The following is a 23,225-nucleotide window of genomic DNA, read 5'->3' as shown; positions in this document are numbered from 1 at the left end:
CGCGCTCACGGTGCCACGCCAAACACGGAGAGTCCGGTGGTCTCGGGGAGACCGAGCATCAGGTTGGCGTTCTGCACGGCCTGGCCGGCCGCGCCCTTGCCCAGGTTGTCGATGGCGCTGACCACGATCACCCGGCCGGAGTCGACGTCGACGGTGGCCTGGAGGTGGCACGAGTTCGAGCCGGCGGTGGCGGCGGTGTGCGGCCACGCCCCCTCGGGCAGCACGTGCACGAAGGGTGCGTCCGCGTACGCCCGCGCCAGCACGTCGCGGGGGTCGGCGTCGCCGGTGGGTACGGCGGTGACCGTGGCGAGGATGCCTCGGGGCATGGGGGCGAGCACCGGGGTGAAGGAGAGGCTGGTCGCCCCGGTGGCCTGCTTGATCTCGGGCACGTGTTGGTGGGCGCCGACCTTGTAGGGCGACAGGTCGCCCATCACCTCGCTGCCGAGCAGGTGGGCCTTCGCGGCCCGGCCGGCGCCGGAGGTGCCGGAGGCCGCGACCACCACCACGTCGGTGGGGTGGACCGCGCCGGCGGCGATCAGCGGGGCGAGCGCCAGCGTGGTGGCCACCGCGTAGCAGCCGGTGTTGGCCACCCGGCTCGCCGCGGCGATCGCGGCCCGCTGGCCGGGCAGCTCCGGCAGGCCGTACGTCCAGGCCCCGGCGTGCGGGCCGCCGTAGTACCGGGACCAGGCGTCCGCGTCACCCAGCCGGTGGTCGGCGCCGAGGTCGACCACCTTGACGGTCGCGGGGAGGGCCACGGCGAGGGCCGCCGACGCACCGTGCGGCAGGGCCAGGAAGACCAGGTCCGCGTCGGCCAGGGCGGCCGGGTCGGTCGCCCCGAACACCAGGTCCAGCCCGGCGAGCTGCGGGTGTACGGCGGCGACGGGCCGGCCGGCCTGCGAGTGGGCGGTGGCCGCGACGAGGTCGAACTCGGGGTGCCCGGCGAGCAGGCGCAGCAGCTCACCACCGGCGTACCCACTCGCCCCAGCGACCGCAACCCGGATACCCATACTCACCTCCGCATGACTATGCAAAGAAGGCTAGCAGGATCGACGGTGCCGCTGCAAGTTCATACAGGCGACTGCATGAACCTTCCCTCATGCCCTCGGCGGCTGTTGAGGCGGCGCCGCCTCCCTCGGGTACAGCCGCCAGCTGATCACGTTGGCGGTGGCGATGCCGGCCAGCACCAGGGCAGCGGCCAGGGCCACCAGCAGGGGCGGCAACGCGTGGGCCACCGGGATCAGGACCGCGAGCAGCACCAGCCCGATCGGCCGCGACCAGGAGACGCGACTGAAGGCGGCGTAGTCGAGCATCGCCCGGCCGGCCAGGAACAGCGCCGGCCCGCCGAGGATGACCAGGATCCGCGACAGCTTGGTCTCGCCGAAGGGTTCCGCGATGATCAGCCGGTCACCCACGGCGCTGACCGCGACGCCGATCACCATGAGCAGGTGCGCGTACGACGCGAGCTCACCGACGTAGGCCGGGGCCCGGGACGACGCGATGGCGGCGGGGAGCATCTCGCCCGCCCGGTAGTAGTAGATCTGCCAGAGCAGCACGGTGATCAGGAACGCCACCAGCAGCGCGGCCGTCCGCTCGCGCTGGAAGCCGAACGGGCTGATCTGGATGCCGGAGGTCAGGATGGTTTCGCCGAAGGCGATGATGAGCACCTGCCGGTAGCGCTCCGTCAGGTGCTCCTCGGCGATCGGCTGGCCCCGCAGGCCGGCGCGGCCCAACCAGGGGGTCGGGAAGTCGAGCAGCCCGCCGGCGTAGTCGATGAGGACCGCCACGGTCCACCAGGCCAGTCGCGGGCCGTCCTGGGCGACGATCCCGGCGAGCCACGGGACCGCCGAGATGCATGCCCAGAAGAGGATCCGGATGCTGACCCCCCGCGCGTAACCGTCCCCGGCGAACAGCACGAGCCAGAGATGCCGAAACACCTGGACGGCGACGTAGACCCCCGCGAAGACGGCCCCGTAGGCCTCGAAGGCCGTCGGCAACGCGGCGGCCATCAACAGCGCGCCGAGCATGGTCACGATGACCATGACCTGGATCATCGGGCGGGTGGGGTCGTACCGGTTGGTCGTCCAGGCCATGCGGTACCAGAGCCACCAGATGGCCAGGGTGAGCACCAGCGCCGAGTAGAAGCCGTGCCAGTCAAGTTGATGGACCAGCCGGTCGGAGAGGCGGGTGAGGGCGAAGACGAGCACCACGTCGAAGAGCAGTTCGACGAAGCCGGCCCGCTGCGGGGGCTGACGGCTCCCCGGCAGCTCAGCCGCCCCACCCCGGATGGCCATATAGATCTGCCCTACTTTTCCCCTTTGGGGCAGTATTCCACGTCGTGGTGCAGGGGGCGTCAGGTCGGGGGATTCCGTGGGCGCCGGCGGGCCACCCGGGCGGCCAGGGCCAGCAGCACCACCGCCTCCGCGACCAGGATGGCGACGGCCCACCCGGGGCCGACCCAGCGGGCCAGCGAGACGTACCAGTAGTGCACCAGCAGCGCCAGCACCGTCACCGCGAACGCCAGGGAGGCCAGCCCGTAGAGGGCGTACGCCACCCGGTCGCGGGGACGGTAGCCCCGCACCGCGCCGGGCCCGTGCCGCAGCAGCCGACCGTAGAACCGGTAGCTGTCGGCCCGCAGGTCGCCGAGGTTCAGCGCGTGGCTGAGCATGTAGTAGCCGTCGAGCCGGAGGAAGGGCACCAGGTTGAGCGTGGCGGTCGCGGTGCCGAAGAGCAGCATCGTGCCGGCCAGGTCGGACAGCGCCCCGGGCGGACCCCAGAGCCGGATGGCGGCGAACGGCACCAGGGCCAGCATGCTGACGAACACCCCGGCGAACGCGGTGGCCACCCGCCGGCGCGGCGTGAACAGCACGATGTCGTCGACCTTGCAGTACGGGGCGAGCAGCGGGAAGCGCCACATCACCCCGATCTCGGTGCCGTGCCCGCCGAAGTGCCGGCAGGTCAGCCCGTGGGCGCACTCGTGCAGGAGGACGATCACCCAGGTGATCACCACCGCGGCCAGGATCGCGGCGAGCGGGCGGTCGCCGCGGGCCACCACGGCGAGCAGCGCCGGCAGGTGCAGCGCCACGTACCCGGCGACCGCGAGCACCAGCAGCAGCGCCGGCAGGACGAACCACCAGGTGAACAGCGGGGCCAGCCGGGGCAGCAGCCGGTCGAAGAACCGGTCCGGGTCGTACAGCGGCCAGCGGGCCGACAGCGGACCCCGCCGGGACTTCGCCGCGCCGTCGGCGGCCGCCGCGGTGAGCCGGGCGATGGCCGCCGGATCGGTGGCGCCGTCGAGCAGTTGCCGCTTGTGCAGCATGCCGAAGAGCTGCTGCCAGTTCTCCGGCCCGAGCCGCCGCCGGAACGCGGCGGCGTACTCGGTGGCCAGGTCGTCCAGCGTCCGGGTGCCGTCCATCCGGGACAGCAGGAAGTGCTCGCGCGGCCCGATCCGGTAGTACCAGCCGGTCTCCGGGTCCTTGACGTGGTGGACGAGCTTCTCCCCCCGCCACTGACCCGCGCCGAGCACGACCCCGGCCCGCAGCCGGGGCCGCGTCCAGGTCGCGTCCACGGTGGTCATCGCGGGCCGGCCGGGGCGAGGTCGTCGAGCAGCGCGGTGCGCATCACGTACGACAGGTAGATCTCGTCGAGGATGCTCACGCCGAGCCGGTTGTTGGTCATGTGCACGTACGAGCTGAGCAGGATGGGCAGCGCGACGGCCAGGTCGCGGACCGGGGTGGGCTCGCCGCCGCCGCGCTGGAACACCAGGTCACCCCGGTCGACCGCGGCGGCGACCCGGTCCCGCAGCTCCCGGCAGTGCGCCGACCAGCGGCCCTCCACGCCGCCAGGCCGGACGTCGGCCCGGTCCCCGGCGGCCGCGCGGATCTGGGCCAGGCGCCCGCGCAACGCGGCGTCCATCCGCCGGTAGCTGGTGTCAAAGCTGGCGTGGTATTCGTCGCTCGGCTCCGAGTAGGAGACCTCCCAGAACCGGCGGTACTCGTCGAGGAAGTCGGCGATCCGCCGGTCGTCGCCGAGGAAGACCGCGCACATCATCATGCTGAGCTGGGCGGAGAGCCCGAGCAGCACCGGGCGGACGTGCACGTTGGTGGTGGCCAGCAGGTCCAGCACCACGTCGCTGGAGTGCTCGAAGTGCCACTCGGCGAGCTCGATCCCCGCCGGTCCGCCGTAGCGGCCGTACTCCCGCTCGTAGGGGATGTGGTGCCAGCTGTTGTTCGCCCGCATCGGCATCACGCCGTCCGGCCCGTACTCCTCGTCCCACCGCTGCCGGCCGTACTCGGCGAGGAACATCTGCTTGTAGAGGTCGCCCAGCCCCTCGCTGTCCACCTCGTAGAGAGCGGGGCGACGGCGCAGGAACGCCTCGATCGCCTCGTCCACCCGCGCCCGCACCACCGCCGGATCGACGCCGGGCGCCGGCAACACCCGCAGCCGCACGTGCGGCCCCTCCATCCAGTACTTGATGAAGAAGTACCGGCTGATCAGCCCCTCGGCCCGCAGCTCGTCCACCAGCGGCCGGACGCCCTCGACGAGCATCGGGTTGGCGTTGCTGGCGTAGAAGACGTGGACGCTGAGCCAGCCGTGCGCCACCGGGGAGGGGAAGTCCGTCATCGGTCCACCTTTCCGGCGCGGACGCCGTTGAGTTCCACGGTCAGTTCGGTGACGTGGGTGCCGGCCGGGCCGCGGAGCACCTGCTCGTCGCGGTCCGGGAGCATCTCGGTGAGCACCAGGCGGCTGCCCGCACCCCGTCCGGTCGCCTCCAGCAACTGCAGGCAGAAGTGGCTGTCGAAGTCGACGTAGAGCGGCTTGTGGTCCGGCCGGCCGCCCGCCGCGGGCTGGCCGGCGTCGTCGCCGGCGGCCGGGGTGAGCCGGGTGCCTTCCGGCGTGGCGAAGACCCGCCGGGGCAGGCCGTTGTCGCGCCGCCACCGCTGCCAGCGCAGGAACCAGTCGGCGTCGCTCTGCTCCGGGGTACGTGCCGGCGGCAGGTGGTCCGGGTGCAGCTTCCACATCCGCCGCTGCAGCACCAGGTCGCCGTGCACGATCCGCGGGTACCCGGCGATGCCGCGGCCGGGCAGCGGCACGGTGGTGCCGGCCCACAGGTCCGGCTGGGCCATGCCCAGGTAGGCGAAGGTGAGCAGCACCTGCTGCACCTCGGGCAGCGCCATCGGCAGCAGGAAGCCCAGGTAGACCGGGATGACCTCGGCGTCGAGCCGGCGCGAGCGCAGCAGCAGCCGATCGGCCACCGGGTCGTGTTCGACGCTGAGGTCGTCCATGTGGATCTGCTCGCCGGCCGGCCGGAAGCTGATCTCCCCCGGGCAGACCAGCTCGTACGGGGTGACCGCCGGGTGCAGGTTCAGGTTGGTGGCGTCGTACCCGCCCTTGAGCTCGGCGAGCACCGCGCCCGGCGGCTGGAGCCGGGCCAGCTCGGCGCGGAGCGTGCCGGCGAGGTCCTGGTCGCCGAAGAGGTGGGCGAAGCGGGAGAACAGCAGCGTCATGCCGGAGTAGATCCGGTTGACCACCACCCGGTGCCGGTCACCCTGGTCGGCGAGCTGGAGGAAGAAGGACCGGGGATCGAGCGTGCCGAGCGTCTCCGGCACCATGGCGGCGATGTCGGCCATGAAGTCGTCGTCCAGGCGCAGCTCCTCGGCGTCGGCCGGCAGCCGGTCGTACGCCTCGTTCATCCGCCGGGCCACCTCGATCCGGGCGTCGTCCAGGGCGGTGATCTCCGCCTGCCGGAACCAGTTCTCCTGCCGCACGTACGCGTTGTCCGCGTCGAACGCCCGGCGGCGCATCATCCGCCCGCTGTAGTGCTCGAAGAAGTCCTGCTGGAACTCGTGCGCGAAGGTGAGCAGGTCGTCGCAGCGTCCACCGGCCCCGTAGCGGGCCCGGAAGAAGCCCTTGGTGGCCAGCCGGCGCGGCAGGTTGATGTCGAACACCGGCATGATCCGGGCCAGCGCCCGCAGGCCGGGCAGGACGTCCCGCTCCCAGCGGCCTCGGTCGGCGGTGACCGGCACCCGGGTGCGCAGGGTGGCGTCCTCGTACAGCAGGGTCCGGGGGGCCGGGACGTCGGCGCGGCCGAGGTCCGCGTGGGCCGCGGCCAGCTCCCGCCGGATGTCGGCGAGCACCCGGCGGCGGCCGGCCACGTCGTGGTCGGGATAGCCGGCGGCGAGGCGGTTGACGGTGTCGACCCGCGCGGCGAGCCGGTCGGCCCAGTCCCGGCCGATCTCCCGCAGCGCCCGCCGGTAGCCGTCGACCGGATCGTCGGCATGGATGTCCAGGTGCAGGTTCGGCACCACCAGCAGGCCCACCCGCAGCAGGTGGTGCAGGTACTGCTCGATCTCCGCCGCCGGGCGGTCGTCGGTGGCCAGTTCGGTGACCAGGTCGGCCATCCGCCGGACCCGGTCGCCGTCGAGCGCGGCCAGGATGTCGTGCAGCACCCGACCGGTGGGCAGCACGAACAGTGACTCGTGGATCGACTCCAGGGTGATCGCGGCGTCGCCGTCCTCCGAGCTGGTCCGCCGTCGGCGCAGGTAGCGCAGCCGGCCGCGTTCGATGCGCCAGCCGGTGGTGAGGGCCACCGGCAGGTCCGCGCGCAGCGCCTCGTCGGCGAGCACGATGGCCGACAACCGACCCAGCGCGGCCAGGTTCAGCCGGGCCGCGCCCCGCTTCGCCTCCCCGGTCCGGTCGGTCACCGGCACCACGTCGAGCAGCGCGCCGCCGCCGGGGCCGAAGGTGCCGACGTTGACCGTGGTCAGCCGGCTGAACGGGCTGGTCTTCGCGGCGGTGCGCAGCGCGTACTCCAGCAGCGACCGCTCCACCCGCCGGGCCCGCTTGCCGAGCCGGCCGGGCGTGGCGAGGTACGCGGGCAGGTACTGGTCCAGCGATGGGGACGCGAGCAGGATGCCGCCGCGCAGGTCGGGGTCCTCGGCCAGCTCGTGCAGCACCGCCCGGCGTTCCGCCAATTCCCCGTGCAGCACCGCCGCGCCGTCGGCCAACTCCCGCTGGTACGCGGCGAAGGTCTCCAGCCAGTCGACCAGCAGCCGGTGTGTGTCCTCGCCCAGGGGGCCGGCCGGCCAGGCCGCGGGGTCGGCGGGATCGGGCCGGCGGAGGTTCCACACGTCCCGGCGCAGCCGGATCAGCCGCCGCCGCAGCCGGTCGTCGTCGAGGTTGCGGGCCACCGCCTCCTGCAGCGCGTCGGCCAGCGGCGGCCCGGTGGCCCGCAGCCGGTCCTCCAGGTCGAGGGCGCGGCGGGCCCACGCGGCGCTGCGGTCGAAGGCGAGCCGGTCGGCGACCTCCAGCGGCAGGCCGGCGGTGCGGAGCATGAACACCTCCGGCATCCGCCAGGTCAGCTCGGTGACCGCTGGTGCGGGCAGGGACACCGTCACGGGTCTCTCCTTCGTCGACGTCTTCGCGATGCGGGTGGTCACAGCCGGTACACCAGGTCGGCGGTCCCGTCCGGGTGCCGCCCGAGCAGGAGGAACAACACGGTCCGTTCGTCGGTCCCGGTGAGGCCGAGGGCCTCGTCCATGGCGACGTTGTCGAAGCCCAGCACCGCGCCGCAGCCCAGGCGTTGCGCCGTGGCGGCGCAGTAGGCCCGCTGGGCGACGGCGCCGATCTCGGCGTTGAGGATGCGGTAGCCGCGCGGGCCTACGGCGTCGAGCACGGCGTCCAGCCGGCCGGCGATGGCCAGCACCGCCCCGACCTGTCCCATCGTGTAGTTGGTGAGGAAGTACTGCTGTTGCAGGAAGGCGGACATGCCGCCGTCGGGTTCGGCCGCGGCGGGCAGCAGCGCGTGCCGTCCGGAGCAGTAGGCGTAGGTGCCGGCGGCGAGACCCTCGACGTGGTTCGCGAAGACCCAGAGTCGGGTGAGGGCCGGCGCGTCACCGGGCGGCCCGACGTCGGCCGGGTGGTGCCGGCCGGCGGTGGCGAAGGCGAGGGTGGTGCCGAGCTCCGCGGCGGTCAGCTCGGGCGGCCGGCGGAACCGGCCGAAGCTGCTGGATCGGGTCGCCAGCACCGTCGACAGGGGACGCGCCAGCCGCTCCAGCTGCGGCGCGGGCAGGTCCAGCGGGTCGCCGGGCAGCTCGCGGGGTGCGGCGTTCGCCAGGGCGTCCGGGGCGGGAGCGGCGGGGGCCGCCGCCGCCCGGTGCACTTCGGTCACGGCCGGGAACTCCCGCAGCCGGCGGGACCGCTCGAAGGCCGGGTACCGGACCCGGATCTCCGTGCCCGGCCGCTCGCCGGCCGTTCCGTGCCCGACCGAGCGGCCGCCGCCGTCCAGGTCGGTGCCGCCGTCCGGGCCGGTGCCGCCGTCCGCGGCCGGGTCGCCGTCCGGGTGGGCGCCGGCCCAGTGCAGGGGTACGACCGCGAAGGCGCTCTCCCGGTCGCTGTCGAAGCCGAGCAGCCGGTCCACCGGTGCGGGGTCGAAGCCGAGCAGCCGGGGCAGCGGCACGCCGAGCGCGCGGGCGAGCAGGTCCCAGGAGCCGAGCAGGGCGCCGAGGTCCTGGGTGACCACGTGGTAGCAGAAGCTGTTGTACTTGAACGAGTTCTTCCAGAACCGGATGCTCGCCACCAGGAAGCTGTCCGCGTCGCCCGCCGGGTCGCCGACGGCGGCGCGAACCGTGTCGCTGACGTCGCCGAGCACCAGCCGCTCCAGCACGTGCTGGCCGGTGCCGTAGTGGTAGACGCCGGGCAGCAGCGGCGCGGAGGGGCCGGCGACCAGGAAGAGCTCCACCGGGTACATGCCGCCGCCGGAGGCGGTGCCCCGCCCCCAGACGGCGTGCTCGAAATGCGCCCGCTTGGCCAGGTCCTGGTTCCAGTTCACCGTGAGCCGCCGGTCGAGCACCCCGTACGACAGGCGCAGCAGGGTGGCCAGGCTGTCCAGCGACCATCCCCCGGGCGGCGGCAGGTGCTCCCCGGTGAACAGGTCACGCAGGGTGGGCAGGTCGGGCAGCGCCACCGGCAGCGGCACCCGGGGGGCGCCCGGGTAGCTGGTGTGCCGGGAGGGCTGGTCGGCCCAGTCCACCTCGTAGTTGAGCGGTTCCATCGGGACCCGGGCCCGGCGGAACACCGCCTGCGCGTACTCCCGGACGACCTCGAGGGCCTCCTGCTGCATGTCGGTGCTCCTACGGGAAGGGGTGCGGGTGGGGGTTGCGGCCGGTGGCGCCGAGCCGGTCGGGTCCCTGCGCGCCCCGGGCCAGGTGGCGCTCCAGCCGGTCGCTCCAGAGCACCCGCTGCCGCTGCCAGCCGAAGTCGATGGGGACCAGGGCGGGTGCCACCACGGCCATCGTGTGCACTCCGGCGATCTCCTGCTCCGGGCAGGTCTGGTCGACCGCGACGACGTCGCCGCCGAGCCCGGCGATCAGCCCGCTGAGATACTCCACGTCGGCGCGCAGGTCGTCGTGGGTCGGGCGGACCGACAGCCAGTCGCCGTACAGCTCGGTCATCGACCGCAGCGGCGGGTCGTCGAAGAGGAACGCGGCGTGGCGGGTCATCTCCGGCAGCCCGTACAGCAGCGCGTGGTGGCTCAGCTCGGTGACCTTGGTGTAGTCCCGGGTCATCTCGCGCAGCTCCGGCTCGCTGGCGGCGACCCGTTCGTCGAAGCCGGGCACGTAGGAGGCGGTCTCGCAGACCGCGGCGCGGACCGCGTCGTCCGGGTCGAGGCTGGCGCCGGCGGCGAAGCAGAGCTGGCCGAGCCCGTCGCCGCGCTTGACCGCGACCGCGGTGACCACCGGCACGGGCAGGTCCGCGCGGGTGTCGAACAGCCGGATGTCGTACCCGAGCAGGTCCACCCGGTCGAGCATGAAGTGCACCCGCTCGTCCCGGCAGGTGGCCGGGTCGATCTCGGCCAGCCGGGCGGAGCCGTACCAGGCGAGCAGGAAGGCGTCCCGCTCGATCAGTTCGAGCATGCCGTGCAGCAGCGCCTCCTCCGGGCAGCTGCCGCTGGCGCAGCCGTTGGAGCACTCCTGGACGAACTTGCGGTGGTCGGTGCGGCGGTCCAGGTAGTAGACGAGCTGCTCGGGGACGAGACGGGGGGTGTGGTCACGCAGCGACCATCCCCAGACCCACGGCATCGGCTCGTCCGGCGAGTACGGGGCGTAGTAGAGCCCGTGCCCATGGTAAAAGGCCGGGTGGTAGCCCAGACCGGCCGGGTCAAGGGCGTCCGGGGCCAGGTTGGCGTAGCTGTCGACGACCGTGGTCCGCCGCGCCCGGGGGAACTGGCCGGCATACCGCTCCAGCCCCTCCAGCAGCGCGTAGGTCTCGCTGCTGCCGTAGCTGTTGGCGTGCCCGCTCCACCACATCTCGTGCAGGTCGTAGCGGCTGCGGATCCGGAAGTAGCCGGTCACCGGCGCGGTGGCGGTGGCGTTGTACGCGCGCAGCGCGCTGCCGCCCAGCGCCCCGGCGACCGGGTTCGCCAGCGCGGCGACCGGGAGGTCCAGCTCGCCGGCCGACCGCAGCCGGTACGCGGACGGGTCCGGCTTGGGCCGGCTGGTGATCGGGATGACCGCGGCCTGGGCGGTGTCGGGGCGGACGGTCGCGCACGCCGGGCACTCGGAGTCGGCCAGCACCTCGACCACGGTGGTCTCCAGGGTGTCCATCCGCAGCTGCCGCAGGCGTCCGACACCGGGCCGCTCGGTCCGGGGGCGGCAGGCGTCCAGGAGGAGCTGCCACAGCGCGTCGACCGCGAACGGCGTCAGGTGGGGCAGCGGCGCCACGGTGCCGACCCGGGCCTGGTGCTCCAGGGCGTGCCGCTCGTCGCGTACCCGGATTGCCTGCCAGCGCCGTTGCACGCAGAGCGGGCACGGGCCGGGCCGATCGGCCGCCGCGTCGTCGGCGCCCGTCCAGCGGGGTCCGACCAGCGCGGTCGCGCCGTGCAGCCAGATCGGCACCACGTCGCCGGTGAGGCCGTCGCCGCCGTCGGCGTACGCGTCGGTCAGGCCGAGGGCGGCGATGCGCACGGTGACCCCGTCGAGCGGCGCGGTGGGGCGGGCCGGCTGCCGCGCCCGGTCCTGGCGTCGCTCGTGGAACGCCTCGCCGAGCTGTTTGAGGCTGCTGTCCCACCCGGTGGAGGTGGTCCGGACATCGACGATCATGCGGTTCACCTGTCTGCGGTCGCTACCTGTGCTGATGGGAGGGGACCGGCGCCCCGCCGACGTGGCTCGCCGGCGGGGACGGTCACGGCGGTCGGCTCGGTCAGCCGCCGCCGCATCCGGTGCTGGTGCTGCTGCTGCAGCAGCTCGATGTGCTGCAGCTGCAGCAGCTGGAGCAGGAGCAGCTGGAGCTGGACCAGTCCATGACCATCGCGTCGATGGCGTCGACGTCCTCGATCTCGAACGTCTCCGTCTCCAACGCGCGGAGTTCCTCAGTCAGTTCCGGCATTTCCTTCCACCTCCCCTCAGGGCGATCAGGGCCGCGGTGCCGGCCGGGCGTCCGGACCGACCGGCGGCGCCGTGGCTCAGCTGGTGCTGCTGCAACTCGACGAGGTGCAGCTGCAACAACTGGACGTGCTGCAGCTGGAGCAGCTCGACGTGCTCGTGCTGCTGCTGCAGATGTCCATCAGGTCGGCGGACAGCTCAGCGATGTCCTCGACCTCGAACGTCTCGGTCTGCAGGTCGCGCAGCTCGCTGCGGACCGAGTCGGGCAGTACGCCGGATGTCGGGGGTCGTGTCGGCACGGGCCTCTCCTTGAGCCGCGGTCGCGCCAGTCATCGGTGGGTGCGCGTCGCACCACCACGGTGGATCCAGCGGAGGCACGCAGGGGCTACTCGCCGGTGTGGGCCGGCGGCGATGGTGCGTCGTTCGTGCGGCGTCCCACCGGGGACTGGAAGTCGTCAGCGTCGGGGGCAACCCCGTTCACCCGGTCAGCCGCAGCTGGAGGTGCTGGTACTGGTGCTGCAGCAGCTCGACGTGCTGCAGCTGCAGCAGCTCGAGCAGGAGCAGCTGGAGCTCGTCGCGGCGAGCGCCTCGCCGCCGTCCTCGACCTCCTCGATCTCGAAGGTCTCGGTCTCCAGCTCGCGGAGCTCGTCGTTCAGGGTGATCGGCATATTTTCCACCTCCCTCCGTGGTGCGTGCCTCGCCGAAACCACTGACGTGGTGGCTCAGTCGGCCGCCGGGGCGGGCCGGCGCAGCAGGACCACCCCGCTGCGGAAGGCCCCGGTGGCCCGAACGTCCCGGGTGGTCGTCTCGACCAGCAGGGCGCTCATCCCGTGCGCGTCGAGCGCGGCCAGCACGGCCGCCCGGTCGGTGGCCGCTCCCGCCGGGCCGGCAGCGGTGGCGCCGGCGGCGAGCGTGGCCGGGTCGAGGTCGCGCAGCACCGGGTCGCCGAGGTCGGCCACGGCGTCCTCGAAGTGCCGCACCTGGACGCGTCCGACCGCGTCCCGGACGGCCGCCAGCCGGGTGGCGACCGGGTCGAACCCGCCGGCCAGCACCCAGTCCCGGTCACCGCCGCCCGGCGGCTCGGCGACGGCGAGCACGGCGGTCGCCGGCTCGGCTCCGGCCAGCGCGAACACCGACAGCCGGCGGCCGAACCGGTGGGCGGCCTTGACCACGAAGGCGGTGTCGTCGTCGCCGACCAGGTCCTCCTCGCTCACCGGGATCAGCTCGCCGCGGCCGCGCAGCGCGGCGGTCAGCGCCCGGTAGGCCAGCGCGTCCGCCAACCCCTGGTCGATGACCTCGTCGAGGGTCCCGGCAGCGGCCGCGCCGGCCACCGTCGGCTCGGCCCAGCCCTCGGCGTTGAACGCGGAGGTGGGCAGCGCCAGCGCGGCCGGCACCCACCCGGACTCCGCCCGCCCCAGCCCCACGGCCGGCAGCCAGCGGATCGGCCGCCGGTCGTCGGGCGCGACGGTCGCCGACGTCAGTTCCGTCCAGGGCACCGGGTGCTCGCCCCGCTCGCGCAGCTCGACCGCCGACGCGGTGACCGCCGCGGCCAGGTCCGGGTACCGGGCGGCGTGGTCGCGGACCGCGGCCCGGTAGGCGGCCAGTCGGGCGCCCATCACGGTGTGCACGTCGAATGCGGTCACCTCGCGCGGCCCGCGCCGGCCGGGCAGCCGCAGCCGCGCCGTCTTCAGTGGTGCCTGCTCCAGCGGGTCGTCGACGAACCGGGTGAACACGCCGGCGTTCGGCGACACCAGCGCCTCGGCCCGCTGGTAGGTCTCGTCGTCGGACGCCGCCGGCGGCCCCGGCTCGGTCACCTCGACGTCCCGGCAGACCGGGCACCCGGGGTGCGGCAGCACCCGCTCCCGGCTGGACTCCAGGGTGGACGCGTCGAGCAGCAGCACCCCGCCGGCGGTGTCCGGGGCGACCGCGCCGGTGAGGGCCCGGAACAGCTCGAAGGCGGCGGCGTTGCCGAGCATCCGCGCGGTCACCTCGGGCAGCGCCGCCGCGGCGCCGGGGTCGCCGACGGCCAACTGCCGCCAGAACTCCGCGGCCGCCGCCGGGTCGTCGCCGGCCGCGAGCCGGAGCTGGGCGCAGTGCCAGCAGGGGGTCCGTCCCGCGCCGACGGTCGGCCCGACCACCGCCCGCCGGTCGTCCCAGAGCACCGGCACGAGCAGCGGACCGTCCCGGTGACAGGCGCGGGCCAGTTCGGCCAGGTGAGCCAGACCGGCGGGGCCGGCGCAGTGGACCACCGCGTCCACCGCGCGGAGGTCGGGCGCCCCGCCGGGGAAGTGGACCTCCGCGGCCAGGCCGTCGGCGCGCAGATCCGCCAGCTCGGGTCGCAGCGCCTCGGCGTACCGGCCGGGGTCGTCGTCCGGGTGGAGGTCCAGCCGCACGCAGCCGTTGCGGAGCAGGCCGCTCGCCGCGGCGAGCAACGCCTCTCCCCCGCCGCAGAGCGCCACCCGGGCGGTGTGGAAACGCTGGAACCGGCCGGTGGGGTCGTCCGCGAAGTGGTCGATGAACTCGATCTGGGCGGCGAACCGGCGGGCCACGGGCTCCGGCAACTCGGTGCGGTCCCCCGCGTCCTTGGCGAACCCGCGGGAGATCAGGGCCCGGACCAGGGTGAGCACGGTCTGCCGCTGCCCCGGGTCGAGGGCCGCGGTGAGCTGCCCGAGCGTGTGCTCGCCGGTCAGGTAGGGGCTCAGCGACGTCAGCCAGCGAAAGGCCGACTTGCCCTTGATCAGGAATGCGCTGTCCGGGCCGCGCAGGTACGCGCCGGCCGGGGCATCCAGGAAGACCACGTCGTGCCGCAGCTTGGGACGCATTTCCAGGCTTGTTCCACCGTCCGACGGCTGGTTCATGCGTCCCCCACGGCAACGACTTAGACAGTCCCGAAAGTGTCTTCATGCTGCCCAAGATCAAGTATTAAGTCAACAGAATGTTTCGCCCCGGACAGTGGCGCAAGTGAATTCATGGGCATTGAGCTGCGGCTAAGACAAAAACTCGTCCCCGCGCCCACGAGCCACCTTCCGGAGCCGATCAACCTCCGCTAGTCTGTGGGCGCCGTCCACGCCACCGCAGGTCAGAAGGCCTTTCATGACGGCAGAGCTGGCCGCTGGCGACGGCGGGTAACGGCGACACGATCGGGGGCCAAACCGGTCGCCATCGACCCACGCTGCCCAAAACCAGCAGATAATTGACGGCACACAATTAACCCTGTGGCGCGGTCGGGAATTCGAAGGACTGCGGATGAACGCAAAGGAAAATCCGGTCGGCCATCGCGCCGCTCAGCATCGCACGATTGCGGTACCACGGTGAGGAATGACCGTTTTGCCATTGAAGTCCATGAGGTGACCAAGCGTTATCCCGGCGGGGTCACCGCGGTCGACGGCCTTGACCTGCGGGTACGCGAGGGCGAGGTCCTCGGCTTCCTCGGCCCCAACGGGGCCGGCAAGACCACCACCATGCGCATGCTGGTCGGGCTCGTCCGGCCGACCAGCGGCTCGATCCGGGTGCTGGGCCGCTCGCCGGGCCACCCAGAGCAGTTGGCGAGGGTGGGAGCGCTCATCGAGTCACCCGCCTTCTATCCGCACCTGTCCGGCCGCGACAACCTGCGGCTGGCCGCCCGGTACGCGGGCGTGCCGGACACCGCCGCCGACCGGGTGCTGGCCGAGGTCGGGCTGACCGACCGGGCGGGATCGAAGTTCCGGACCTACTCCCTCGGCATGAAGCAGCGTCTCGGGGTGGCCGCCGCCCTGCTCAAGGAGCCGAGCCTGCTGATCCTGGACGAGCCGACCAACGGCCTCGACCCGGCCGGGGTGACCGACATCCGCGAGCTGCTCCGGGCGCTCGGCCGGGACGGGCGGACCGTGCTGCTCTCCAGCCACGTCCTCGGCGAGGTGGAGCAGATCTGCCACCGCATCGTGGTCATCGACGGCGGCCGGGTGATCGCCGACGGCACGCCCGACGAGCTGCGCGGGACGCTGGGCCAGGCGGTGCTGCTGATCGACGCCGACCCGATGGACGAAGCGGCGGCCTGCCTGCGCGCGCACGACCGGGTCCGGGCGGTGGACGCGGTCGACGGGCGGCTGCGGGTCACCACGGACCCGGCGCTCGCCGGGGCACTCAACCGGCGGCTGGTCGAGGCCGGAATCGACGTACGGGAACTGCGCCCGCTGCGCCACTCGCTGGAGGAGGCGTTCCTGGAACTGACCGCGCCTGAGCGACACACCCGCCAGGAGCAGACGATCACGACGGGAGGCACCCGATGATGGCCTCGGTGCGGGCGGCCTGGTTCGCCGACCGGAAACGGCCGGCGGTCTGGACGGTCACCGCGACCTGGGCCGCCCTCGCGCTGGTCTTCGGCATCGGCGTCCCGTACCTCGTGCACCTGGCCCTCGCCGGTGATCCCAAGGAGACGGACGCCGCCGAGTCGCTGCTGGCCAGCGTCCTGCCGGGTCAGCTCGTGCCCACCGGGATCGGGTTGTTCCCGCTCTTCGGCGGCGCCATCGTGGTCATCCTCGGCGCGCTGGTCGTGGGCAACGAATACCGCTGGGGGACGTGGAACCTGCTCTTCACCCAGCGGCCCCGGCGCGGGCAGGTGATGGCCGGGCACGCCGTCGTCCTGTGCGGCCTGGCCCTGCTGATCGCCGTGCTCACCTTCGGCCTGCTGGCGGTGACCACCGGGTCGCTGGCCGCCGTCGAGGGACGGGACGCCGAGTGGCCGCCCGTCGCCGACCTCGCCGGTGCGGTGGCCGCCGCCTGGCTGATCTGCACCGCCCACGCCAGCGTCGGCTGGTTCCTGGCGATCGCGTTCCGCAGCGCCACCACCGCGATCGCCGTCGGTCTGATCTGGACGCTGGTCCTGGAGAACGCGATCAGCGGGCTCGCGCTCGTGCTGAGCCCGCTGACGGCGGTGCAGAAGGTGCTGCTGGCACCGAGTTCCGGCGCGCTGGCCGGCGCGCTCGGCGCGCGGTCGCAGTTCGACGGAGGCACCCCCGGCGTGATCGAGTCCGCCAGCGCGCTGGTGCCGACTGTCGTGCTGCTGGGTTACGTACTGCTGATGTTCGGGCTGGGCAGCTGGCTGGCGGCACGCCGGGACGTCGGTTGACCGGGCGGAGGAGAATAATGAGATGGACTTCCTGCTCGCCTTCGCGGTGACCGGGCTGGCGGCCTCGGGCGGCTGGATCGCCTGGGCCGCCGTCCGGAGCTGGTCCCGCATCCGCGACCGTCGGCACGAGCTACGGCTGGCCCGCGCCCGGGCGGCGGCCGACATCCGCCGGGCCGAACTGGCCGCGCAGGTCCGCGAGATCGAACTCGCCAACGAGACCTACCAGGACTTCGTCCGGCGCCACCCCGAACGCTGAGCGCCGAGCCCGGAGCCCGACCGGGCGCCACCCGGCACGTCCGAGACGCGGTCAGCGGACACTCCACTCCTGGCAAAGGTCAAAGGGGTCCCTTCTCCACAGGGTGGCGAAGGGACCCCTTCCTGATCCTCAGGCGCCGCGGAGCGTGGCGCCGAAGCGGCGCCCCGCCTCAGCCACCGCCGCGTCCCGCGCGGCCACCGCCTCCTCGACGGTGAGCGTCCGGTCCGGCGCCCGGAACGTCAGCTTGTACGCCAGCGACTTGCGGCCCGCGCCGAGCTGGTCGGAAACGTACACGTCGAAGAGCCGCACGTCCTCCAGCAGGTCGCCGGACCCCGCCACGAGGGCCCGCTCGACCTCGTCCGCCGGCACCGCATCGTCCACCACCAGCGCCACGTCGATCAGCGCGGGCGGGAAGGTGGAGATGGCCGGGCCGGCCACCATCGGCGCCGGGGGCAGCGCGTCCAGGTCCAGCTCCATGACGCTGGTTCGGCGCGGCAGCTCCAGCGCCGCCACCACGGCCGGGTGCAGCTCACCGGCGTGCCCGACGACCGTGCCGTCCACCAGCAGTTCGGCGCAGCGACCGGGGTGCCAGGGGGCGTACTCGGCGGCCCGGACGGTGACCCGGTCGGCCGGGATGCCGGCGGCGTCCAGGACGGCCCGGCCGGCCGCCACGGCGTCCGCCCAGCCGGCCGCCCGACCCGGGCCCCACCAGCCGGCCGGCTCGATCTCGCCGGTGAGCGCCACGGCGACGTGCCGCGGCTGGTCCGGCACCACCGCGTCGGCGGCGGCGAACTCCTCGTCGGTCGGCCGTCGGTCCACGCCCATCGCCGGCGGGGTGCCGGCGCCGGGACGCGGGTGGAACACCGTGCCGATCTCATAGATCGCCACGTCGCGCAGGCCCCGGCTCACGTTGCGCTTGAGGATGCCGAGCAGCGGGCCGAGCAGCGTGGTGCGCAGCAGCGGCTGCTCCTCGGACAGCGGGTTCGAGACCCGCACCGCCCGGCGGCGCGGGTCGTCGGCGGGCAGACCGAGCTGGTCGGCGAGCTCCCCGGCGACGAACGGGTGGGCGAGCACCTCCACGTACCCGCGCTCGGCGAGCGACCGAGCGACCGCCCGGCGGCGCTGCTGCGGCGCGGTGAGGCCGCGGCCGGGTGGTGCGGTGGGCAGCACCGACGGCACCCGGTCGTACCCGTCGAGGCGGACCACCTCCTCGACCAGGTCGGCCGGGTCGGTGAGGTCGGGCCGCCAGCTCGGCGGCGTCACGGTGAGCACCTCGCTCCGGCCGGCGGCGGCCACCCCGGCCTCGCCCGGGTCCTCGCCGAGCCGGTCGGCGCCCCGGGTGACCGTGCAGCCGACCTGCTCCAGCAGCTCGACCACCCGCTCCGGGGCGTACGTCACCCCGACCCGCCGGGACGCCAGGTCCGCCGGCAGGGTGACCGGGGTACGCGGCCGGACGTGGTCGATGTCCAGGATCTCCGCGCCGACCGTGCCGCCCGCGTGCTCGGTGAGCAGCCGGACCGCCTTCTCCAGCGCGACCAGCGGCAGGGCTGGGTCGACGCCCCGCTCCCAGCGCTTCGCCGCCTCGCTGAACAACTTGTGCCGGCGGGCGGTGCGGCCGACCATGGCCGGGTCCCAGTGCGCCGCCTCGAAGAGCACGTCGGTGGTGGAGGCCACCACCTCGCTGGTCTCGCCGCCCATCACGGCGGCGAGCGAGATCGGACCCGTCTCGTCGCAGATCACCATGTCCTCGGCGGACAGGGTGCGCTCGACGCCGTCCAGGGTGGTCAGCTTCTCCCCCGGCTCGGCCCGGCGGACCACCAGCGGGCCGCGGATCCGGTCCGCGTCGAAGGCGTGCATCGGCTGGCCGAGTTCGAGCATCAGGTAGTTGGTGATGTCGACCGGCAGCGAGATGCTGCGGACGCCGGCGACGGTGAGCCGCTGCTGCATCCAGCCGGGCGTCTGCGCGGTCGGGTCGACGCCGCGCACCATCCGGGCGGCGAACCGGTCGCAGCCGACCGGGTCCCGCACGTCGACCGGGTACGCCGGCTCGGCGGTGGCGCCGGGCGCCGGGACGTCGGCCGGGTCGCGGAACGGCACCCCGAGGGCGTGCGACAGCTCCCGGGCGATGCCGCGCACGCTGAGCGCGTACCCGCGGTCGGGGGTGATCTCCATCTCGACCACGACGTCGTCGAGGCCGACCACCGGCCGGGCGTCGTCGCCCGGCTTGGCCGGGGTGTCCTCGGGCAGCACGATGATGCCCGCGTGGTCGTCGCCCAGGCCCAGCTCCTTCGCGGAGCAGATCATGCCGTTGGAGTTGCGCCCGTACGTCTTGCGCGCGCCGATGGCGAAGTTGCCGGGCAGCACGCCGCCGGGGAGGATCACCACCACCCGGTCGCCGGGGGCGAAGTTGCGCGCCCCGCAGACGATCTCCTGCGGCTCGCCGGTGCCGTTGGCGGCGCCGACGTCGACCTTGCAGAACCGGATCGGCTTCTTGAAGCCGGTCAGCTCCTCGATCTCCAGGACCTCACCGACCACCAGCGGGCCCTGGACGGTCTCCCGCAGGTCCACGATGGAGTCGACCTCGATGCCCAGGTCGACCAGCGCCTGCTCTAGGTCGCCGGCGGGCAGGTCGGCGGGGAGGTCGACGTACTCCCGCAGCCAACTGACAGAAACTCGCATGACTGTTAACCACCGTCTCCGTAGCTCGTGGCGCCGATCAGGCCCCGAACGCGCGGGTGAACCGCACGTCACCCTCGGCCATGTCCCGCATGTCGCTGACCCCGTGCCGGACCATCACGGTCCGGTCGATGCCCATGCCGAAGGCGAATCCGGAGTAGACCTCCGGGTCGATGCCGCAGGCGCGCAGCACCCGCGGGTTGACCATGCCGCAGCCGCCCCACTCGACCCACTGCGGCCCGTCCCGGTGCTCCGGGAACCAGACGTCGAACTCGGCCGACGGCTCGGTGAACGGGAAGTAGTGCGGCCGCCAGCGGGTCTTCGCGCCCTCGCCGAACATCGCCTGGGCGAAGTGGTCCAGCGTGCCGCGCAGGTGCGCCATGGTGATGCCCTTGTCCACCACCAGGCCCTCGACCTGGTGGAAGACCGGCGCGTGGGTGGCGTCCAGCTCGTCGGTGCGGTAGACCCGGCCGGGCACGACCACATAGATCGGCGGCTTGCGGGTGAGCATGGTGCGCGCCTGCACCGGTGAGGTGTGGGTGCGAAGAACAAGGCCGGAGCTCGCTTCGCCGGCGGCGACGGAGCCCTCCTGCGGGGCGATGTGGAAGGTGTCCATCAGGCCGCGCGCCGGGTGGTCGGCGGGGATGTTGAGCGCGTCGAAGTTGGTCCACTCCAGCTCGACCTCGGGACCCTCGGCGATCTCGTAGCCCATCCCGATGAACAGGTCGCTGATCTGCTCCATCAGCACGGTCAGCGGGTGGCGGGCGCCGCGCGGCCGGCGGTCGTAGGGCAGGGTCACGTCGACCCGCTCCTCGACCAGCACCCGCTCGGCCTGCTCCCGCTCCAGCGTCTCCTGCCGGGCGGCGTACGCGGTCTCGATGGCGCGACGGGCCTCGTTGACCCGCTTGCCGGCGTCGGCCTTCGCGGCCGGCGGCAGCGCGCCGATCTCCCGGCGGGCGAGCGAGACCGGGGCCCGGTCGCCGAGGTGCGCGGGGCGCAACGCGTGCAGCGCGTCCGGGTCGGTGGCGGTGGCGAACGCCTTCTCGGCCTCGGCCACGGCCTCGGCCAGGGCGTCCGGGTCGAGCAGGGCGACCTGCTTCGGGTCGTACGGATCGTTGCGGTAGCTCATGGCGTACGGGCACTCCCTCACGGCGGCGCCGGCCCTCACGGGCGGCTAGGCGAGTCTACGGACGCGCGGCTTCGCCGCAGCCCGCCGGTGGGAGGTACGCAGGAGGAAGGGTCACGCCCGCCGCCCGCCGACACCGGCGGGCTGGCTAAACGAACGCCGTGGCGCGTTCATCATCCGGACTACTCCCCTGCTGTGTGACCACGCGGACCTGAGGGTCGGCGCAGTGCTCTCGCTGAAGCGTACAGGCACACGGCCGCGGCCGCAGCCAGGTTCAGGCTCTCGGCGCGCCCGTGCAGCGGCACCCGGACCCGGGCGTCGGCCGCCTCGGTCAGCTGCCGGGGCAGGCCGTGCGCCTCGGACCCGAAGAGCCAGGCGGTGGGGGTGGCGAGCCGACCGGCGTCGGCCAGGTCGTCGAGGTCGGTGTCGCCGTACCCGGTGGTGGCCAGCACGGTCAGGCCGGCGGCCCGCAGCGCGTCGACCGCCTGGGCCGGGTCGGGGGCGCGCACCACGTCGACGTGGAAGAGACTGCCGGCGGAGGCCCGCACGCACTTGCCGTTGTACGGGTCGACCGCGTCCCCGGCGAAGACCACCGCGCCCGCGCCGGCCGCGTCGGCGGTCCGCAGCACGGTGCCGGCGTTGCCCGGGTCGCGGATCTCGGCGAGCACCGCGACCAGGCGTGGCCCGCGCGCGAGGGCTTGGTCGAGGGGTACGTCGAGATGCCGGCAGACGGCGACCAGGCCCTGCGGGGCGACGGTCTCGGCGAGCGCCGCGAGGGCCTCCTCGGTGACCTCGGACACGGGCACGTCGGCCCGGGCGGCCTCGGCGGCGAGGTCGGCGTACCGGTCGAGGGCGGCCGGCGTGCCGAACAGCTCGACGACCGTGCCGGCGCGGCCCAGGCCCTCCCGGACGGCCTGCGGACCCTCGGCCAGGAACCGGCCGGTGGCCTCGCGGTCCCGGCGGCGCTGGAGCCGGCGGGCGGCGACGACGCGGGGGGTACGCGGGGTGAACGGGCCGGGAACAGCGTCGAGGCGCCTCCCGCGCGACGGTGACTGCATGGGAGACGCCTCGATCTGCTGGTGCGGGTGGGTCAGGCGGCCTGGGCCGCGGCGCCACCGGTGCCCTCGGCCGCCACGGCGGCGCGGGCCAGCTCGACGATCGCGGCGAACGCCGCGGCGTCGTTGACGGCCAGGTCGGCCAGGATCTTGCGGTCGACCTCGATGCCGGCCAGGCGCAGGCCCTGGATCAGCCGGTTGTAGGTCAGGCCGTTAGCCCGGGCGCCGGCGTTGATCCGCTGGATCCAGAGCTGCCGGAAGTCGCCCTTGCGGTCGCGACGGTCCCGGTAGGCGTACTGCATCGAGTGCAGCACCTGCTCCTTGGCCTTGCGGTAGAGGCGGGAGCGCTGACCGCGGTAGCCGCTCGCGGTCTCCAGCAGGGTACGACGCTTCTTCTGGGCGTTCACAGCCCGCTTGACGCGTGCCATCTCAACTCCTTCTTCGGTTCAGGTGGCGCGCGTCAGCGGCCGAGCAGCTTCTTGATTCGCTTCACGTCGGCCTTGGCCAGCTCGACGGTGCCGGTCAGCCGGCGGGTACGGGTGGAGGCCTTCTTCTCCAGGTTGTGCCGCATGCCGGCCTGCTGGGCAACGACCTTGCCCTTGCCGGTCACCCGGACCCGCTTGCCCATCCCCGTGTGGCTCTTCATCTTCGGCATTGGAACGTCTTCTCCCCTGTTACTCGCCGGTGGTCCCGGCGGGCCCGGCCGCCTCGGCCGGAGGCGCCTCGGCGGCGCCCGTCTCCCGCTCGCGCGGCGCACCACCGCGGGCCGCCGTGGCGGAGGCCTTCACGGCGCGGTGCGGCGCGAGCACCATGATCATGTTGCGGCCGTCCTGCTTCGGGGCGGCCTCGACGTACCCCAGCTCCGAGATCTCGGACTCGAGCCGGCGCAGGAGCCGGTAACCCAGCTCCGGGCGGCTCTGTTCGCGACCGCGGAACATGATCGTCACCTTGACCTTGTCGCCGGCCTTGAGGAACCGCACCACGTGACCCTTCTTGGTCTCGTAGTCGTGCGGGTCGATCTTCGGCCGGAGCTTCATCTCCTTGATGACGGTCTGCTGCTGGTTACGCCGCGCTTCGCGCGCCTTCAGTGCGCTCTCGTACTTGAACTTGCCGAAGTCCATGAGCTTGCACACCGGCGGGCGCGCCATCGGCGCAACCTCGACCAGGTCCAGGTCGACGTCCGCGGCCAGCTGAAGGGCGCGCTCCAGCGGGACGATGCCCACCTGCTCACCCTCAGGGCCGACCAGTCGGACCTCACGTGCCCGGATCTGCTCGTTCACGCGTGGTTCGACGCTGATGGGGCCTCCTCGAGTCGAGTCTCCTACGGTGCCGACTCCGCGGGCTCCCGGGCGGGAGCCGACCCGGAAAGCAGAAGGCCCTGGCACATGCCAGGGCCCGCTCGACCGGTCGGCACGATCACATGATCGCGCATCCGGCGCCGGGACGTGCCCGGAACCGGTGACCGGACCCGGCCGCCGCGTGGCGACTCGGGTGGGAGCAGGCGCTCCGCTTCGGGACCACCCGTGCGTCAGGGACGGGGGCAGTCTGGTCGACTCAGCAACACTACACCCTCGCCCCACCCGTCCCCAAACCCGCCCCGGGCTGGTCGGATCGGCACGCGACCCAC

At 73.5% G+C, this 23,225-nt stretch carries 20 protein-coding genes; 3 read left to right on the top strand and 17 right to left on the bottom strand.

Annotated elements, in window-relative coordinates:
* Positions 1-5: 5 nt before the first annotated feature.
* The 11 genes from argC to FXF52_RS21110 form a co-directional block, all read right to left on the bottom strand.
* On the bottom strand, positions 6-1,007 hold the full coding sequence (gene argC, locus FXF52_RS21160; RefSeq protein ID WP_148799202.1) for an N-acetyl-gamma-glutamyl-phosphate reductase: 1,002 nt from the start codon (positions 1,005-1,007) through the stop codon (positions 6-8).
* Positions 1,008-1,094: 87 nt separating this feature from the next.
* Positions 1,095-2,291, bottom strand: coding sequence for a low temperature requirement protein A (locus FXF52_RS21155; protein WP_148799200.1), 1,197 nt, complete (start codon positions 2,289-2,291; stop codon positions 1,095-1,097).
* A 59-nt stretch (positions 2,292-2,350) separates the two neighbouring features.
* Entirely contained in the window at positions 2,351-3,574 is a 1,224-nt protein-coding gene (locus FXF52_RS21150) for a M50 family metallopeptidase (RefSeq protein ID WP_148799198.1), read from the bottom strand.
* Complete coding sequence (locus FXF52_RS21145; RefSeq protein ID WP_148799196.1) at positions 3,571-4,620, bottom strand: thiopeptide-type bacteriocin biosynthesis protein; 1,050 nt, start codon at positions 4,618-4,620, stop codon at positions 3,571-3,573. The genes FXF52_RS21150 and FXF52_RS21145 overlap by 4 nt, the downstream gene beginning before the upstream one ends.
* Positions 4,617-7,394, bottom strand: a complete 2,778-nt coding sequence (locus FXF52_RS21140; protein WP_148799195.1) for a lantibiotic dehydratase — start codon at positions 7,392-7,394, stop codon at positions 4,617-4,619. Before FXF52_RS21140 ends, FXF52_RS21145 begins: the two co-directional genes overlap by 4 nt.
* Positions 7,395-7,432: 38 nt before the next feature.
* Positions 7,433-9,118, bottom strand: coding sequence for a nitroreductase family protein (locus tag FXF52_RS21135; RefSeq protein ID WP_148799192.1), 1,686 nt, complete (start codon positions 9,116-9,118; stop codon positions 7,433-7,435).
* Positions 9,119-9,128: 10 nt separating this feature from the next.
* Positions 9,129-11,096, bottom strand: a complete 1,968-nt coding sequence (locus FXF52_RS21130) for a TOMM precursor leader peptide-binding protein (protein ID WP_148799190.1) — start codon at positions 11,094-11,096, stop codon at positions 9,129-9,131.
* A gap of 100 nt (positions 11,097-11,196) precedes the next feature.
* The gene (locus tag FXF52_RS21125; RefSeq protein WP_046564718.1) at positions 11,197-11,382 is read right to left on the bottom strand and encodes a thiazolylpeptide-type bacteriocin; all 186 of its coding nucleotides are present in this window, start codon (positions 11,380-11,382) and stop codon (positions 11,197-11,199) included.
* A gap of 76 nt (positions 11,383-11,458) precedes the next feature.
* Complete coding sequence (locus FXF52_RS21120; RefSeq protein ID WP_255472186.1) at positions 11,459-11,677, bottom strand: thiazolylpeptide-type bacteriocin; 219 nt, start codon at positions 11,675-11,677, stop codon at positions 11,459-11,461.
* A gap of 186 nt (positions 11,678-11,863) precedes the next feature.
* A complete protein-coding gene (locus tag FXF52_RS21115; protein WP_046564715.1) occupies positions 11,864-12,046 on the bottom strand; it encodes a hypothetical protein in 183 nt (60 codons plus the stop codon).
* A 54-nt stretch (positions 12,047-12,100) separates the two neighbouring features.
* Positions 12,101-14,200 carry a TOMM precursor leader peptide-binding protein gene (locus tag FXF52_RS21110; protein WP_148799188.1) on the bottom strand — a complete coding sequence of 700 codons (2,100 nt, stop codon included), beginning with the start codon at positions 14,198-14,200 and terminating at the stop codon, positions 12,101-12,103.
* Positions 14,201-14,725: 525 nt separating this feature from the next.
* Between FXF52_RS21110 and FXF52_RS21105 the strand changes: the two genes are divergently transcribed.
* Genes FXF52_RS21105 through FXF52_RS41740 form a run of 3 tightly spaced genes read left to right on the top strand, consistent with a single transcriptional unit; the run spans position 14,726 to position 16,741 of the window.
* Positions 14,726-15,646, top strand: a complete 921-nt coding sequence (locus FXF52_RS21105) for an ABC transporter ATP-binding protein (RefSeq protein WP_255472185.1) — start codon at positions 14,726-14,728, stop codon at positions 15,644-15,646.
* Complete coding sequence (locus FXF52_RS21100) at positions 15,643-16,485, top strand: ABC transporter permease (RefSeq protein ID WP_148799184.1); 843 nt, start codon at positions 15,643-15,645, stop codon at positions 16,483-16,485. Before FXF52_RS21105 ends, FXF52_RS21100 begins: the two co-directional genes overlap by 4 nt.
* 22 nt (positions 16,486-16,507) lie before the next feature.
* On the top strand, positions 16,508-16,741 hold the full coding sequence (locus tag FXF52_RS41740; RefSeq protein ID WP_187413612.1) for a hypothetical protein: 234 nt from the start codon (positions 16,508-16,510) through the stop codon (positions 16,739-16,741).
* A 129-nt stretch (positions 16,742-16,870) separates the two neighbouring features.
* Here the strand turns inward: FXF52_RS41740 and pheT are convergent, their stop codons facing one another.
* From pheT to infC, 6 genes are all read right to left on the bottom strand, one after another.
* Positions 16,871-19,420: a phenylalanine--tRNA ligase subunit beta gene (gene pheT / locus FXF52_RS21095; RefSeq protein WP_148799182.1), complete on the bottom strand. Its 2,550-nt coding sequence runs from the start codon at positions 19,418-19,420 to the stop codon at positions 16,871-16,873.
* A 37-nt stretch (positions 19,421-19,457) separates the two neighbouring features.
* Positions 19,458-20,546 (bottom strand): phenylalanine--tRNA ligase subunit alpha, encoded by a 1,089-nt coding sequence (gene pheS, locus FXF52_RS21090; protein ID WP_148799180.1) that lies wholly within the window; start codon positions 20,544-20,546, stop codon positions 19,458-19,460.
* Positions 20,547-20,725: 179 nt separating this feature from the next.
* Positions 20,726-21,601: an RNA methyltransferase gene (locus FXF52_RS21085; RefSeq protein ID WP_148799179.1), complete on the bottom strand. Its 876-nt coding sequence runs from the start codon at positions 21,599-21,601 to the stop codon at positions 20,726-20,728.
* A 32-nt stretch (positions 21,602-21,633) separates the two neighbouring features.
* Entirely contained in the window at positions 21,634-22,026 is a 393-nt protein-coding gene (gene rplT / locus FXF52_RS21080) for a 50S ribosomal protein L20 (RefSeq protein ID WP_046564689.1), read from the bottom strand.
* Positions 22,027-22,058: 32 nt separating this feature from the next.
* Positions 22,059-22,253 carry a 50S ribosomal protein L35 gene (rpmI, locus tag FXF52_RS21075; RefSeq protein WP_148799177.1) on the bottom strand — a complete coding sequence of 65 codons (195 nt, stop codon included), beginning with the start codon at positions 22,251-22,253 and terminating at the stop codon, positions 22,059-22,061.
* A gap of 19 nt (positions 22,254-22,272) precedes the next feature.
* Positions 22,273-22,878: a translation initiation factor IF-3 gene (infC, locus tag FXF52_RS21070; protein WP_148799175.1), complete on the bottom strand. Its 606-nt coding sequence runs from the start codon at positions 22,876-22,878 to the stop codon at positions 22,273-22,275.
* Positions 22,879-23,225 lie beyond the last annotated feature (347 nt).

The organism is Micromonospora sp. MP36 (assembly GCF_008119785.1).
GTDB lineage: Bacteria > Actinomycetota > Actinomycetes > Mycobacteriales > Micromonosporaceae > Micromonospora.
This window is presented reverse-complemented; position numbering and strand designations above follow the sequence as displayed.